Origin of the sequence: Halobacillus sp. B23F22_5 (assembly GCF_043497085.1) — a bacterium.
Lineage (GTDB): Bacteria > Bacillota > Bacilli > Bacillales > Halobacillaceae > Thalassobacillus.
This window is the reverse complement of sequence record NZ_JBIEKI010000005.1, coordinates 126,594-141,577: the sequence shown is the minus strand read 5'-3', so window position 1 is coordinate 141,577 and position 14,984 is coordinate 126,594. Positions and strand designations below refer to the sequence as shown.

At 41.4% G+C, this 14,984-nt stretch carries 13 protein-coding genes, 1 pseudogene and 1 riboswitch; of the genes and pseudogenes, 7 read left to right on the top strand and 7 right to left on the bottom strand.

Annotation, left to right across the window (positions count from 1 at the left end; genetic code table 11):
- Positions 1-13: 13 nt before the first annotated feature.
- The 3 genes from ACGTN9_RS09350 (at position 14) to ACGTN9_RS09340 (ending at position 2,612) form a co-directional block, all read left to right on the top strand.
- The gene (locus ACGTN9_RS09350) at positions 14-1,069 is read left to right on the top strand and encodes an acyl-CoA dehydrogenase family protein (protein WP_499592137.1); all 1,056 of its coding nucleotides are present in this window, start codon (positions 14-16) and stop codon (positions 1,067-1,069) included.
- A gap of 114 nt (positions 1,070-1,183) precedes the next feature.
- On the top strand, positions 1,184-1,612 hold the full coding sequence (locus ACGTN9_RS09345) for an NUDIX domain-containing protein (protein ID WP_499592135.1): 429 nt from the start codon (positions 1,184-1,186) through the stop codon (positions 1,610-1,612).
- Between the two features lie 67 nt (positions 1,613-1,679).
- On the top strand, positions 1,680-2,612 hold the full coding sequence (locus ACGTN9_RS09340) for an Nmad3 family putative nucleotide modification protein (RefSeq protein ID WP_499592133.1): 933 nt from the start codon (positions 1,680-1,682) through the stop codon (positions 2,610-2,612).
- Positions 2,613-2,651: 39 nt separating this feature from the next.
- On the opposite strand, the pseudogene ACGTN9_RS09335 reads toward ACGTN9_RS09340, so the two are convergent.
- From ACGTN9_RS09335 to ACGTN9_RS09315, 5 genes and pseudogenes are all read right to left on the bottom strand, one after another.
- Positions 2,652-3,437 (bottom strand): annotated as a pseudogene (locus tag ACGTN9_RS09335) (TerC family protein).
- Positions 3,438-3,465: 28 nt separating this feature from the next.
- Positions 3,466-3,852, bottom strand: a complete 387-nt coding sequence (locus ACGTN9_RS09330) for a sporulation protein (RefSeq protein ID WP_499592132.1) — start codon at positions 3,850-3,852, stop codon at positions 3,466-3,468.
- A gap of 367 nt (positions 3,853-4,219) precedes the next feature.
- The gene (gene metA, locus ACGTN9_RS09325) at positions 4,220-5,128 is read right to left on the bottom strand and encodes a homoserine O-acetyltransferase MetA (RefSeq protein WP_499592130.1); all 909 of its coding nucleotides are present in this window, start codon (positions 5,126-5,128) and stop codon (positions 4,220-4,222) included.
- 159 nt (positions 5,129-5,287) lie between these two features.
- On the bottom strand, positions 5,288-6,679 hold the full coding sequence (locus ACGTN9_RS09320; RefSeq protein ID WP_499592128.1) for a sodium:solute symporter family protein: 1,392 nt from the start codon (positions 6,677-6,679) through the stop codon (positions 5,288-5,290).
- A 129-nt stretch (positions 6,680-6,808) separates the two neighbouring features.
- The gene (locus tag ACGTN9_RS09315; RefSeq protein ID WP_499592126.1) at positions 6,809-7,666 is read right to left on the bottom strand and encodes an STAS domain-containing protein; all 858 of its coding nucleotides are present in this window, start codon (positions 7,664-7,666) and stop codon (positions 6,809-6,811) included.
- A 284-nt stretch (positions 7,667-7,950) separates the two neighbouring features.
- On the opposite strand from ACGTN9_RS09315, the gene ACGTN9_RS09310 reads away from it, so the two are divergent.
- Together ACGTN9_RS09310 and ACGTN9_RS09305 are read left to right on the top strand one after the other, a co-directional pair.
- Positions 7,951-9,618 (top strand): glycoside hydrolase family 13 protein, encoded by a 1,668-nt coding sequence (locus ACGTN9_RS09310; RefSeq protein ID WP_499592124.1) that lies wholly within the window; start codon positions 7,951-7,953, stop codon positions 9,616-9,618.
- 392 nt (positions 9,619-10,010) lie between these two features.
- Positions 10,011-11,441, top strand: a complete 1,431-nt coding sequence (locus ACGTN9_RS09305; RefSeq protein ID WP_499592122.1) for an alanine/glycine:cation symporter family protein — start codon at positions 10,011-10,013, stop codon at positions 11,439-11,441.
- 27 nt (positions 11,442-11,468) lie between these two features.
- Here ACGTN9_RS09305 and ACGTN9_RS09300 read toward each other — a convergent pair whose 3' ends face one another.
- Positions 11,469-11,897 carry a hypothetical protein gene (locus tag ACGTN9_RS09300; RefSeq protein WP_499592121.1) on the bottom strand — a complete coding sequence of 143 codons (429 nt, stop codon included), beginning with the start codon at positions 11,895-11,897 and terminating at the stop codon, positions 11,469-11,471.
- 267 nt (positions 11,898-12,164) lie between these two features.
- On the opposite strand from ACGTN9_RS09300, the gene ACGTN9_RS09295 reads away from it, so the two are divergent.
- Complete coding sequence (locus ACGTN9_RS09295; RefSeq protein ID WP_499592119.1) at positions 12,165-12,308, top strand: hypothetical protein; 144 nt, start codon at positions 12,165-12,167, stop codon at positions 12,306-12,308.
- A gap of 63 nt (positions 12,309-12,371) precedes the next feature.
- Here the strand turns inward: ACGTN9_RS09295 and ACGTN9_RS09290 are convergent, their stop codons facing one another.
- On the bottom strand, positions 12,372-12,977 hold the full coding sequence (locus ACGTN9_RS09290) for a MerR family transcriptional regulator (RefSeq protein ID WP_499592117.1): 606 nt from the start codon (positions 12,975-12,977) through the stop codon (positions 12,372-12,374).
- Positions 12,978-13,231: 254 nt separating this feature from the next.
- Here ACGTN9_RS09290 and ACGTN9_RS09285 point away from each other — a divergent pair, with 254 nt between their 5' ends.
- Positions 13,232-14,713 carry a BCCT family transporter gene (locus ACGTN9_RS09285; RefSeq protein WP_499592115.1) on the top strand — a complete coding sequence of 494 codons (1,482 nt, stop codon included), beginning with the start codon at positions 13,232-13,234 and terminating at the stop codon, positions 14,711-14,713.
- A 114-nt stretch (positions 14,714-14,827) separates the two neighbouring features.
- A riboswitch (SAM riboswitch) is annotated at positions 14,828-14,931 on the top strand.
- Positions 14,932-14,984: the final 53 nt, after the last annotated feature.

Here is a 14,984-nt window from a genome sequence, read left to right as displayed (position 1 = left end):
GCGCTGACCGACTATGATAACGGAAGGGAATGCGGATCAACATAATAGGATAGCCCCATTAATCAAAGAAAAACTAAAGCCAAATGTCAAGAAAGTGGATATTGAAGCTTATTATGCGGAGGAGTATCTACTGGATCTTGGCAAGTCTGGTCTGTTCCAATCTTCAGGACACATTGAAAACAATATCGTCTATAATGAAATGAAATTGGTCGAGGAAACATCGAAAACATGTATGACCACGGGGTTCAATCTATGGTGCCACCTTGCTGCATTAACCTATCTTCGCTGCTGCGAGAATAAATGGCTGAAAAGGAAGCTGCTTAGTCAGCTGGAAAATGGGGTAACGCTTGGGGGCACAGGATTGTCGAACCCGATGAAAAACTATGCTGGACTGGAACCACTCCATTTACAGGCAAAGCCTGCAGAAGGTGGATACATCTTAAACGGTAATCTTCCTTCTGTTTCAAACTTGGGCGAAAATCATTGGTTCGGGGTAGTAGCGAATATGGATTCCGAACAGCATCTCATGGCCTTTGTCCCATGTGATGTTGAAGGGTTACGACTGAAGGAGAAGGCGGATTATTTAGGGGTGAACGGCAGTGCCACATTCGCCTGCCAATTTAACGATGTTTTTATTCCTGAAAATTGGATTATCTCTACAGAAGCCCAACAATTTATCCAAACTATCCGTCCGTATTTCGTGCTCTACCAGGTTCCTTTAGGGTTGGGGATTATTGAAGCTTCAATCGATTCAATTCGAAAAGCATCTAAGAAACAAGGCGGCGCGAATTGTCATTTGACCGTTCAAGCCGACGAGCTTGCCGAACAACATTCGTATCTCCGCAATAAATTATACACATTGATCGCTACACAGGAATGGGTGGATATTCTTAAAGTCCGGTTAGCCGTAGCCAAGCTGGCACTGACAGCCGTCCAGGCGGATATGCTTCATAATGGAGGAGCGGCTTATCTGCAAAAAAGCAATCCTGCCAGACGGTTGAAAGAAGCATACTTCCTGGCTAACCTTACTCCGACGGTTCGTCATTTAGAAAAACTATTAAACAATTAATCTGTAAAACCTATCTCAAATGCCTGCTTATAGGCCATGAGATAGGTTTTTTGATTTCCTTATAAGAGGGAATACTATTTCTTAAAGAAATCTTGACGTAAGCAGGTGATTACAATGAAAAAGCTATCCGCAGGGCTTATTTTGACAGACGGAGAAAAGTTCCTGGGATGCCATTCAACCGGAAATTGGTTCTATGATTTGCCTAAAGGAGAGGTAGGAGGAGCCGAAAATCCAAAAGAGACATGTATTCGGGAAGCGAAGGAAGAGACAAGTCTGGATGTTCCGGCAGATCATTTGGTCGATTTAGGGGTGTTTGAGTATAACCCCAAGAAGAATCTTCATCTATTCTTATGGAAAGTGGAAGAACTTCCAGACACGGATAAGATGAGCTGTTCATCTTTTTTCATCCATCGTTATACTGAAAAAGAGACACCGGAAGTGGATGGATATAAATATATTCGATTTGGGGAGCAAGTGAGATTTATGACGAAGAATATGGTTAAGGTAACAGAGAAAATTGAGAAGAGGGTAATTAAAGGGTAATGGCCACAAATAAGTTTCATTAAAAAAGATTTAGGTCATTTTTTCTCTTAACAAAAGGAGGGCTTAAATGGATAAGTTAATTCTTAGTAGAAAAGGTTTTGACTCTTCTTCTGGATATGGATACTCACCTTATGATCCTAAGACTGGAAACTATATCGTTTTACCTATCCCTGAAGATAAAGAACAAAGTAAAGGATATAAATATGATGAGCTTTTACTTGAAGATAATTATCTTGAAGGAATGGAAGCCAAAAACCTAAGAGAACTTATCGAAGATCCATTAATGGGATATAGCCGTAAAACCCTGAAAATCATTAATGATGCTATTGCCCATTACGATCCTGTGTTAGGAAAGAGTCCATGGTTGACTAATGGACCAGCTTTTGGGGCGTTTGGTCAATCTGAATCTGCTGCTGGGCATCTTAGGAATCATCATGTGAAAGAAGGGAGTATTTTTTTATTCTTCAGTAGATTTAAACCTATGAAGAACCGGGTTCACCCTCTAGATCCAAGAGGTGCCTGGACGGAAGGCGCCTACTATATATATGGATGGTTAAAGGTGGGGAAAGTGATTAATAAGAGCAACAAGGATGAGTTGCCGGCCTCCGTTAGAGAAGAGCATCCTCATGGTTCTGATGAAGACTTTCTGAGGCGGGAAAATAATACGCTTTACTTAGCTGCTGATAAATTGTTCGATGATATGGCTATTCCGGGATGTGGGTATTTTCCCAAACTAACAAATGAGCTGTTGCTGTCATCAGAATTACACAAAAATAAGCCTAGTATATGGAAAGTTCCTTCCTTTTTTAACGAGGATGAATATCGTCCGACTTATTTGAATGTAGATAAGAAATTAGAAGAACGATGGCTTTTGTGCCCGGATAATACAGAGTTTTGTTTTGTGCAATCTACCGGGCGTGGGCAAGAGTATGTGTCTAATTTAAAAGATAAATCTTTACAGTGGTTACGTTCGCTATTTATAAATCGGGATACAATTTAGTACACAAGAAAGCTGCTGAAATTCCAGCAGCTTTTCAACTTAACTTTGTACAACAGACTTTCTCTCTACCACTTGCTGTGGCTTCTCTTTTGATAAGAACCAGCCACCAACACCTATAGAAAGAAGGACGGACCAGAAGGTGATTTTCCAGCCGGCACTTTTTGCAAAGCCTTCGGCCAGTATGGCGAGCTCCGGGTGCGCCAGGGTATAAACGGCTAGCTTGACTCCGACCCAGGCGACAATCAGATAGGCAGCAGTTTCGAGACCTGGTCTGCGGTCGAGCAGTCCGACAAAGTAGCTGGCTGCAAATCGCATGATAACAAGTCCGATGATGCCTCCGGCAAGGATGACAGCGAAGTGGCCGCCATCCATTCCCCCGATTTCAGGCATGCTGGTCATTGGCAATGTAACAGCTAAGGCGACAGCGGCGAGAATAGAATCGACGGCAAATGCGATGTCTGCCAGTTCCACTTTGATGACGGTTGCCCAGAATCCTGATCCCTTTTTCGCTTCCTTTACTGCTTTTTGCTTCGGCTTTAATACATGCTTTTTTAAGAGGTGATAGACAGCGATGCCGAACAAGTAGAGAGCCCCGATCGCCTGAACCTGCCAAATGTGCACGAGATAAGAAATGATGAACAAAGATCCGAAACGGAATACAAATGCTCCAGCTAATCCGTAAAATAATGCTTTCTTTCTTTTTTCTTCCGGAAGGTGTTATACCATGGTAGCGATAACGAGCGCGTTATCTGCTGCCAAAATACCTTCCAGACCAATGAGAATCAGTAATACCCATCCATATTCCATTAATAAAGAAATGTCCAATTCATGTTCTCCTTCATTATAGTTATTTTTAATTAGTAACGACGATTTCGTCGTGATCAAAGCTTCTTATATCATCTTTAAAGACAATCTTTGTCTGTAAGCGGTAGGTTATGCCCTCTGTAGTCGGAGGGAGTTCTTCAGGCAGCTGATAGTGAAAGGGAATTACCGTTTTATCGTTTGCTTCAATTGTCTTTGTCATTAATACGGTGGTTACTGGCTCAATGAATTCGGTCTTTTTATCGGCTTGTTCTTTCACTAAATCGCATTCCAGACGGTTGACCCTTTGTCTAATCCAGCCGCCATATAAGTGAAAGGAACCGGAGATACTGCTGCCGGGGGTGATCTCTTTTGTATTTAAGACCAAATCCACTTTAGGTGAACCGATTTTCAGCTTACTTAATACTTTCGTAATCATTTAGAGTTACCTCCTAGAGTTAAGGTTAATAGAAGTGACGTTTTACTTTGATTACCCGTGTTTCTGACATGATAGACTTAAATGATTAGATGCTGTTCTCCTCCTTATAGGCATAAAAAAACCTTTACCAGCAATGTGGTAAAGGTTTTGTGAAGTCCATGGATATACCTTTACCATTTTGGCAAAGGTCTCGCAAACAACGTAATGTTGCCAGTTAAGCCGGTGATCAAGAATCACGTATTGGCGACATAACTGTCAGCTACTCCCCTTTGGAGTTTTATTCGGTTTTTATGAAACTCGAATCTGTATATTTATAATAATCTATTTCTGCTGCGTCGTCTATCTATTTTTTTGAAAAATTTCTCTGTTATTTCCAGGCGAACGGCGTCTCCTGATATACATAGTAGTTCAACCAGTTATAAAACATCAGATAAGCATGAGAACGCCAGCGGTTCAAAGGCTTTTGCTCCGGGTCATTGTCTGGGAAATAATCAACTGGTACATGAGGATCGAGTCCTCTATTTGTATCCCTGTGGTATTCGTCTGCCAGTGTTTCAGCGTCATACTCGATGTGGCCGGTGATCATTACGTGTTTCTGATCCTTAGAAAGGATGGTACACGGCCCGGTTTTCTCTGAAGAAGATAAAAGGATCAGGTCATCGTGTGCCAGGATTTCTTCTTCAGAAACACTGGTATAACGGGAGTGTGGTACTACAAATTCATCATCACTGCCTCGCGCCAGCTTAATATTTTCCTGCAGCAAGCGGTGCTTGAAAACGCCTGTCAGTTTCTTTGGCAATTCATATTTACCAATGCCGTAATGATGATAAAGTGCGGCTTGGGCCCCCCAGCAAATATGCATGACGGAAGTGACGTGATCTTTCGTCCATTCCATGATCTCCGTAAGTTCTTCCCAGTATACCACCTCTTCGAATGGCAGTTGCTCAATCGGCGCACCGGTCACGATCATGCCGTCAAAACGCTGGTGTTTGATATCACTGAAGCTTTTATAGAACTGCTGCAAGTGTGACTTGCTGACATTTTTAGATTCATACGTAGCAGTATGTAAAAACTCGACATTTACCTGAAGCGGAGAGTTACTGAGGAGCCGCAACAGTTGAGTCTCTGTCCGTTCTTTTTCTGGCATCAGGTTCAAAATCAGTATGTTCAAAGGACGGATATCCTGGGTTTTCGCCCGTTCTTCGTCCATCGTAAAAATGTTTTCTTCTGAAAGAATTTCTCCTGCTGGCAAGTCTTTCGGGATATTGATAGGCAAACCAAGTTCCTCCCTCGAAAAAAGAATAATATATTTATTATAGCGACGTAATTTAATGAGGGCAATGATATTAACATTTTAAATAAGAATTTTCTGAATAAAAGGTGATAAAAACCCAGGCCTGTTTTTTTCCCAGGCCTGGGTTAATGTTATTTCTATTTATGCAGGTTTATTTTTAGAAGTAGCTAACGTAACTACAATTAATACTATAACTGCAATTGGAAGGGCAATGATTACACTATTTAATTCGAATGGTTTAGCTAAAGGAATTTCCCATATAAGCGTAGTCAATACCCCGGCAACCATCGACGATACACCACCTGCAACATTCACCCGTTTCCAGAAGAATACGGCTAATAATGCTGGCGTAAGTCCTGCTCCGTATACTGTGTACGCATACATTTGTACTTCGAGGACGGTAGGGAAGAAGCTGATTAAAATATAGGCAAAGACACCGAGAATAACGATAAAGAGTTTCGTCATCTTTAATAACTCACGATCCGAGGCGTCTTTTTTAATATACTTGCCAACAATGTCATACGTCACGTTAGTAGCGGCAGATAATAAATAAGAGTTGCCGGTAGTTACGATGAAGGCCGTAGCAGCTGCAAGCAGAATTCCTCCGACTGCGGTAGGCATAACAACGGTAGTTGCCATCAATGCCATACCAGGGTCGATGTCAGGAAACATCGAACGTGATGCAAAGGCTATGAAGGAAATAGATGGAGAAATTAGAATCATACCGATTAACCATCCGATTTGTGCTTTCTTCGATGATTTATCTCCGCTTGAAGAGGCCAGCCTTTGATACATGTTTTGATCACCTAATAATAAGAAGAGCGAAGGTAACAAGAAACCTAGTAGCTGCACATTACTGAGGGTGCTCGTAGCAGTCAAGTGCTCGGCAGGAACATTGGAAGTTATGGTATCCCAGCCTCCTGCAATTACGATGATAGTTGGAAGTGTAATGAATAGAGCCGCAATAGCGAGAAAGGCACTTAATGCGTCTGTCGGGGCAACCGAACGTAATCCTCCAATTGTAGCAAGAAAAATAATCATTACTGCCCCGATAATCGTTCCTGTCTCAACAGATATTCCTGTGGTTAAGTTTAATATAAAGCCTAGTCCGGTCATTTGATAAGATACAATTCCTACAAATGCCAGAATAATGATAATGCTGGCGATCATACGTGCCGTTTGTCCGTATTTTTCTTCTAAAATTCCAGAAACAGTATACTTACCGAACGCTCGTATTTTTGGAGCAATTAAATATAAAATAGCAATACCTACAAGCGTTGGAACCATCATAAGCAGTGCTGGAATAATTCCATAACTGAACGCCATGGATGTTTCGCCGCCTGAGATGCTTCCGCTTCCTGTCCAGGTAGCGAGCAAGGTTCCGGTTAAAACAATGGTTCCCAGTCCTTTACCAGCTAAGATGAAGTCTTCGCTGTTGGAGATTTTACGTGAAAAGTAAATCCCCATCAGGATCATAATTACCCCATATGCTCCTACAAACCAGAGCAGGGCAGGGTTGTTTGTGATTTCCAAAATAATCTCTCCTTTGTAAGTCTTGTAGCCCTTGAATATTATTACACTTCACATAGAAAAATTCAAAAATGGCTGACGGGGTATCTTTAAGAGCAAAAAAAAGAAGTCCTTAAATCAGGACTTCTACAATTATTTTAAGTGAGAGTCTACTTCTACTTTTTTTATCCCGCAGTCTTCCAATGCCTGGTGAAGGCTTGCGAATGTCTTGATCCCTTTGAAGTTAATTCCAAACGAGGTGATGGTTTGAGCTATCTGGGGACGAATACCGCTTATTCGTGTTTCGATTCCCAATAGATTCAATGAATTGATGATGGTGAATAGTTCATTGCTCACCATGGTGTCTAACACCGGAACACCGGAAATATCGAAAATCACTTCCTCGAGACCAAGACGATTGGCCTCTGTCAGGGCGATTTCATTGATTAAAGCTGCCCGGTGAGTATCGATCGCTCCGACAAGGGGGATAACGGCAAGGCCTTCAGCAATCGGTACCATAGGAACTGACAGTTCTTCCAGTGCGCTATGAGCAGTATCGGCAATCATCTGTTGGTGTTCCTCATGCACTCTGCCGTATACGCGTGTTACGATATCGACGAGCCGGTCAATTTTTTTAGAGATTTCAATGACCGTTCTTGGACTGATATGCTGCTGGTCTAATTCTTCCTGAAAAAAATCCCAGATGGTAGGCTGAAAAAAAGAAATGACCCGGAGCGCTTGCGTCAGTGATACATCATATTCGATGGTTCGCTTAGCGGCTAGTTCTGCCCAATCATACACCTGTTGCTGAACTTCTTTTTCATCTTTATATAGAACTTCACCAAATGACTTGAATAAATCAGCTCGTATTTTATAGTATTCCGCTTCTGGCATACCTGTTTCAGCGAAATTCTCTGGATAAACTTTCATGACTTCTTCGTTGAAGGTTTCTGTCAGCTCATAGCGATTGTCTACGATCTTTTCACCGATATATTTGAATTCCTTCTCCATCAAAATTACTCCTTTAATTATGACTTCTATCTGAAGAAGATGCTAAGATTAATCTTCTATATAATACCAGAAAAATGGAGATATACAAGTATAGTATAAACAGCACAGCAAGGGAGTTGTAATCGATTTCAATTACCGCTTGACAATAGATAGCAGCAATTATACGATAAATACAGAGAATCAGTAAAGGTCGCTTTTTGGCCTTGTTATTTTTTTGTCTATTTGTGCAATCGATTGCACATAAACTATATATTAAAACGACAACAGGTTAGGAGCAGGCTATTATGAGCAGGAAATGGTGGAAAGAAGCAGTAGCATATCAAATTTATCCTCGCAGTTTCATGGATTCGAACGGGGATGGAATCGGTGATATACAAGGTGTCATATCCAAGCTGGACTATCTGAAGGAACTTGGTATTGACGTGATTTGGATTTGCCCGATCTACAGCTCTCCGAATGATGACAATGGTTATGATATCAGTGATTATAAAGGCATCATGGAGGAATTCGGGAAGATGGCTGATTTTGATCAGCTGTTGAAGGAAGTGCATAAGCGCGGCATGCGACTGATCATGGATCTCGTCATCAACCATACCTCCGATGAACATCCGTGGTTTATCGAATCCCGATCTTCCAAAGATAACCCATACCGTGATTATTACATTTGGCATCCTGGGAAAGATGGCAAGGAGCCGAACAACTGGGAATCTATTTTTGGCGGGTCAGCATGGGAATTTGATCCGAAGACAAAAGAGTATTATATGCATGTGTTTTCCCGAAAACAGCCGGATTTGAATTGGGAGAACCCGGAAGTCCGCGAAAACCTTTATGAAATGGTTAATTGGTGGCTAGACAAGGGCATTGATGGATTCCGTATTGATGCGATTTCCCATATTAAAAAAATCCCGGGTTTTCCGGATTTGCCCAATCCAGAAAACAAGAAGTATGTCCCTTCCTTTGAAGGTCATATGAACCGAGAAGGCATTCAGGTTTTCCTGGAGGAATTGAAAGAAAAGACGTTCGACAATTACGACATCATGACCGTTGGAGAAGCAAATGGTGTCAAAGTCGAGCAGGCTGAAGAATGGGTCGGCGAAGAAAATGGCAAGTTTAATATGATTTTTCAATTCGAGCATTTGGACCTTTGGGGCAAAAGCACAGATGGCAAACTCGATATTCACGCTTTAAAAAAGACATTGACCAAGTGGCAGAAGGGGCTGGAAGGAAGAGGTTGGAACGCCTTATTCCTGGAAAACCACGACCAGCCAAGATCGGTTTCTACCTGGGGGAACGACAAGGAATATTTAAATAAGTCGGCAAAAAGTCTGGCGACGCTGTATTTTTTAATGCAAGGGACGCCGTTCATCTATCAGGGGCAGGAAATCGGAATGACCAATGCAAAGTTTGACTCTATTAATGACTATGATGACGTCGCCATTAAGAATATGTACTACAGCGAATTGGAGGCCGGCAAGTCCCATGAAGAAATCATGGAAGTCATCTGGAAAAATGGCCGAGACAATTCCCGGACGCCGATGCAATGGGATGATACCGAGAATGGTGGTTTTACAACAGGGAAACCATGGCTGAAGCTGAACCCGAACTACACGGAAATCAATGTGCAAAAAGGGATGGAGGATCCAAACTCTATCTATCATTACTATAAGCAGCTGATTGATTTGAGAAAAGGCAGTGACGTTCTTATATATGGCAGCTATGACCTTGTATTGGAAGAGCACGATAGTATTTATGCCTATTCTCGTACTTTAGAAGATGAAAAGATCCTTGTTTTCACGAATCTTTTTGAAGAAGAGACTGTTTTGGAACTGCCGGAAGATCTACAGGACCAAGAGGCAGAGCTTTTGATCAGCAACTATAACATTGATCCAGAGGAAGGTTTAATGTCTGCAACATTCAAGCCTTATGAAGCAAGAGTCTATAAAATAAAATAATCCTCGAGAAGTAATCTCATATAAAGCGCCTGGTATCAAAGCACTCAGCTTGCAGAAAAACCCCTTGGTTTTTCTGCAAGCTTATTTAATGTGGAGATCTATTAAATATCGGAAAAAGAATAGAAGCTGGAGAGACTTTCTCGGCAGCCTGAGAGCTTGGTATCCAAGCTCTTTTTTCTTTTGCTTGAAACGATGTTTTCCCTGATTTTCCTATAACTCCAATAAAAACCGTAAAATTAACAGGGAAGTAATAAACGTTACGATTAGTTATTAAATTCATTATAAAATGGTTAACTTTGTTGGAAGGTTAGTTAACAAATGTATAATAGCAAACGTAATTAATTTTAATTTTTCAGAAAAATAAAAAAACAATTAAGGAGAGACGACTAATTATGGAAGAACTTTTATCAGGGATTATTGATTCGTTAAACGGTATATTGTGGGGATACGTCTTAATTGCCGGTCTGCTGGGTATAGGGGTTTACTTCACCGTTGTGTCGCGGTTTGTCCAATTCAGGTTCATCGGTGAAATGATTCGTGTCCTCGCAGAGAAGCCGCAGTTCAATGACGGACAGAAAAACATTTCACCGTTCAAGTCCTTTTGTGTTGGTGCGGCAACCCGTATTGGGACAGGCAACCTGGCGGGGGTTGCGGTGGCTATTGGTCTAGGCGGTCCTGGTGCGGTTTTTTGGATGTGGATAGTGGCACTCCTTGGCGGAGCTACCGCTTTTATTGAAAGTACGTTAGCTCAAGTATATAAAATCAGGGACTCAAAAGCGTTCCGAGGAGGTCCGGCTTATTATATCGAAAAAGGGCTTAAGGCTCGGTGGTTAGGAATTGTTTTTGCTGTATTAATTGCATTTACATTCGGGTTAATCTTTAATTCAGTACAAAGTAATACAATCGCCCTGGCGTTCGAAAACTCCTTTGGGATGAACAGGGTAGCAATGGGAGTACTCATTACAGCTATAACAGGGCTGGTCATTTTCGGAGGAGTACATCGGATTGCGAATCTGTCCAGTGTAATTGTTCCGGTAATGGCATTACTATATCTTTTAATTGCTACAGTAGTGCTGATTACCAATATTTCTGAACTACCTTCTGTCATCGGCTTGATTGTCGGCCATGCGTTCGGTTTTGAACAAGCTGTCGGTGGTGCAATCGGTGCAGCTATCATGAATGGTGTCAAACGGGGGTTGTTCTCCAACGAAGCTGGTATGGGTAGTGCCCCGAATGCGGCGGCAACTTCTACTACGTCCCATCCGGCAAAACAAGGGCTTATTCAATCGCTGGGAGTATTTGTCGATACGATTTTTGTATGTTCTGCTACAGCATTCATCATTCTGCTTGCTCCTGTATTTAAAACAGGTGACGTTTCCGGGATTGAACTGCTCCAAAACTCGCTTAACTCTCACATCGGGGGATGGGCTGGAGTATTCATTTCCGTAGCGATCTTTTTGTTTGCATTCAGCTCCATCATCGGTTCTTATTACTATGGAGAAACAAATATCGAATTCATCAAAGAAAGCAAAATAGCATTATTTGTCTTCCGTATCGCAACAATGGCGTTTGTGATGGTTGGTTCTGTTTCAAGTTTAAGCCTAGTATGGAAAATGGCAGACTTATTCATGGCAATTATGACAGTCATCAACTTAATTGCTATCGGGTTGTTAGGAAAAGTTGCATATAAGGTACTGAAAGATTACGAAATGCAACGAAAAAAAGGAAAAGACCCGGTATTCAATCCTTCTGATTTAGGTATCGAGGATGCCGAAGCATGGGAAGATGAAAAGCGTGAAGAAAAAAGTGCCATAGGGTATTAAAAAATAGATGAGTCTGGATTGCCAGGCTCATCTTTTGTTTTTATGCTTAGCTGCTTGTTCTTCTAACTGTTGGAAATAAGGCTTTACTTTAGAGAGTTTGACGACAAGGACAATAAAAAGGATGAAACTGAGGCTGGCAGGGCTCCCACCTCTTACAGTATCTGCTTCAAGCCATTTCTGATAAAACTCCTCAGGAACGAATTCAAGTAATTCAGTAAAAATTTCCCCTAACGCGATAGGAATCAACGTAAAGATTATTCCTTTAAAAATGGGATTAACGCCAAGAAAGACCATGAGATATAGCATAACACTAAGGAAAAAAAGGATGAGGCGCTGTCCCCATATCAAAGAAATGCTTGTCAATGCTGCCGAACCAATCATCAATATCATTACGCTGATAAGAGTAATTAAATATACCTTATTATTTTTTCGAAGCTGTTCTACGATGGATTTCAACATTACACACACCTGTCATGTAAACTATTCACTTCTTTTTGTATTTCTACTACTTCATTCAAAACCTCCGAATTAAATTCCAGCCCCACTATAACAAACTCCTATTAAATATAGGTGAGGAAATATCATCCATTTTACGTTCATTTTCTTTAGAGGCATGAAAAATGGAGCTTAGTGAAAGCTAAAGTTGAGGTGATAAATATGAAAAAGCAGCCGAAAGAGAGATTTAATATCCCTACGGAAGCAAATGGCACAGGGGGAATAGGCATGCAAAATACGGTAAAGTCCAATCAGCCATTTGATGCCGAGGATAGACTTTCTGGAGACTCAGTGGATGAACATAAGAAAATCGAGTCTTTCAACGAGAGCCAGGCGGAAAAAGAGATCGGCCAGGCGTTCAATAATTCATGATGTCTACAAATAAGAACCCAACCGCAAATTTTAGCGGTTGGGTTCAATTAGTTACTTCAGCCATTAGTGATTCACCTGCTCTCTAATAATTTTTTTACTGTTGAATAAGCGCGACCAAAAGCTTTCTTTCTTTTTTTGTTCCATCATTTCTTTCAGCGTTTTCATTAATAGTTCATCTCTCCTGCTAATGTTGGTAATCACTGCTTCATGAGAAGCCTTACTTGTTTGATGGATCCGCTCAAATTGTTCTTTCAGTTCTTCGAATTCTTTCTTGCGTTCCTGATTCTGTCGATGAAAGGTATCATTCTGTTCCCGAAGTAAGTCGTTCTGTGCTTTTATCTCTTGAAGGAATGCTTCATAACCATCCTGCATTTTGTTGACAACTGGCTCCGATAGGAGTTCATTTGGATCATCCTTAGTGTTCAGCGTTATAGAACTTCGCAATACATCCCGTATTTTTTCTTTCGGTTCTCCTATTCCTTTCAGCTTTTCAATTGTCATGAAAATTTCGAGCGCTTCTTCTTCGTAACGCATACTTCTTCCACTTCCCACAGACGGTAAGAATTCCGAAAACTGCTCTTTCCAGGATTGTAAGGTGGGACGCGGCCGGTTCATCTTTTTGGCAATGTCAGCCAGGGAGTAAGTCCGTTCGTAATCGATCGTTAACACCTTCTTTCGTCAAGTTTTCATAGAGCATCACATATCAAATTATGTTATATAGTGAATTCGCTATTGTCTTTGCAATTTCCTTTGATGAAAAAAAGGAGCTTTTCAGATATATTGTTAAAGTTTGTAGCTTTCTTTGATATTGGTGAATGGTAATTAATTTGTTATTCCGGCATACCCACTAAAATAACTAGAATTCTCCATGGTTCTCCTCACATACATATAACTTAGAAGACTGAAAGGTAAGGGGTGTGCGTTTGAAAAAGTCATTGATCGATTGGCCGTTCTTTCTTGTAGCGTTTATCTCCTTGTTAATACTCTGCAGCATTGTTTTTTTCTACCCGAATGTTACACATACCTGGCTGGAACAGATGCATGTGCAATTAACGGATGTGACAGGAGTCCTGTATTTATGGATCGGTTTTTCTTCTTTGATTTTTTTAATATGGGCAGCTTTTAGCAAGCACGGGCAAATCAGGCTTGGTAAAAAGGACGAGTCTCCGGAGTTTTCTACATTCAGTTGGATTTCGATGATTTTTTGCGCGGGTATTGGGTCGGGAATTATGTATTGGGGAGCGATTGAGTGGGGGTATTATTATCTCGAGCCTCCGCTGGGCCTCATTCCTGGTACTCCGTTTGCAGTGGAGTGGAGTGCGGCTTACGGATTATTCCACTATGGGCCGACAGCGTGGGCGATTTATTGTCTGCCTGCATTGCCGATTGCTTATCTGTATCATGTGAAGAAGGTGCCGATTCTTAAAATCAGCGAGGCTTGCCGCCCTGTGCTGAATCATCATACCGATGGTTTCGTAGGAAAGTTGATTGATATGTTTTTTATGATTGGTTTGCTGGGTGCGTCAGGGACAACCCTCGGCATCAGTATACCGATGATGGCTGAAGGGGTAAAGCGACTTACAGGAATACAGCATACCTATTTCCTGGATATTTTCCTGCTCCTCCTCTGTACGGTTGTGTTTGCGGTCAGTGTGTTTGCTGGAATGGAAAAAGGGGTGAAACGGCTAAGCAATATAAATGTCTATTTAGTTTTCTTTTTACTCTTGTTTGTCACCATACTTGGACCGACTTTTTTCATTTTAGAGATTTCGACTAATAGTGTCGGGCTTGTACTGAATAATTTCTTCCGCTTGAATACGTGGATGGATCCGATTGCGCAGTCAGGTTTTCCGGAAAAATGGACAATCTTCTACTGGGCCTGGTGGATTGTCTATGCTCCTTTTATCGGTTTGTTTATTGCTAAAATATCCAGAGGTAGAACGATCAAGGAAATGATATTGGGGACGATTATTTTTGGTCCCGTCGGATGCTGGCTGTTTTTCTTTGTACTTGGAAACTATGGCCTTTATCTTCAGAACACGACTCAATTGGATGTAGCTACTATGATCAAGCAAGGTCATTCAAATGAAGCGGTCATTTCTATCATTCACTCGCTGCCCTTCGGCGATTTCACCCTGGTTTTATTTTTGATCCTGGCTGTAATCTTTGTAGCGACCACCTATGATACCTCTTCTTATATGCTGGCTGCTGTAACCCAGCGAAGAATCGAGGGGGAACCGATCCGGTTAAACCGTTTGTTTTGGGCTTTTGCCCTTGCACTCCCTCCGATGGCTTTGTTGATTATAGGAGGATTGACATCCCTGCAGGCTGTCACACTGTTAGTTGCCCTCCCCTCATGTATTATCATGGTACTATTATCGCTCTCGTTCTTAAAATTGGTATAGTTCTGTTTTTCTTTCTGTGGTCCTTTACGAGATGGAAAAATTAACTGCTTGCATACAGTTGCCTTCTATTGTACTGTGAATAACAGTCCTTAGAAAAAATCTAATTTCATAGTTATCTTATCAAGAGAAGCAGAGGAACTGGTCCGTTGAAGCTTCAGCAACCCCCCCTAATGGGAAGGTGCTAATTCCAGCAAGTCATTGAACTTGGCAGATAAGAAGGAAAGTCAACTGAAGCCTTCTTGCGTCTGCAAGAGGTTTTTTTATTGGCTAG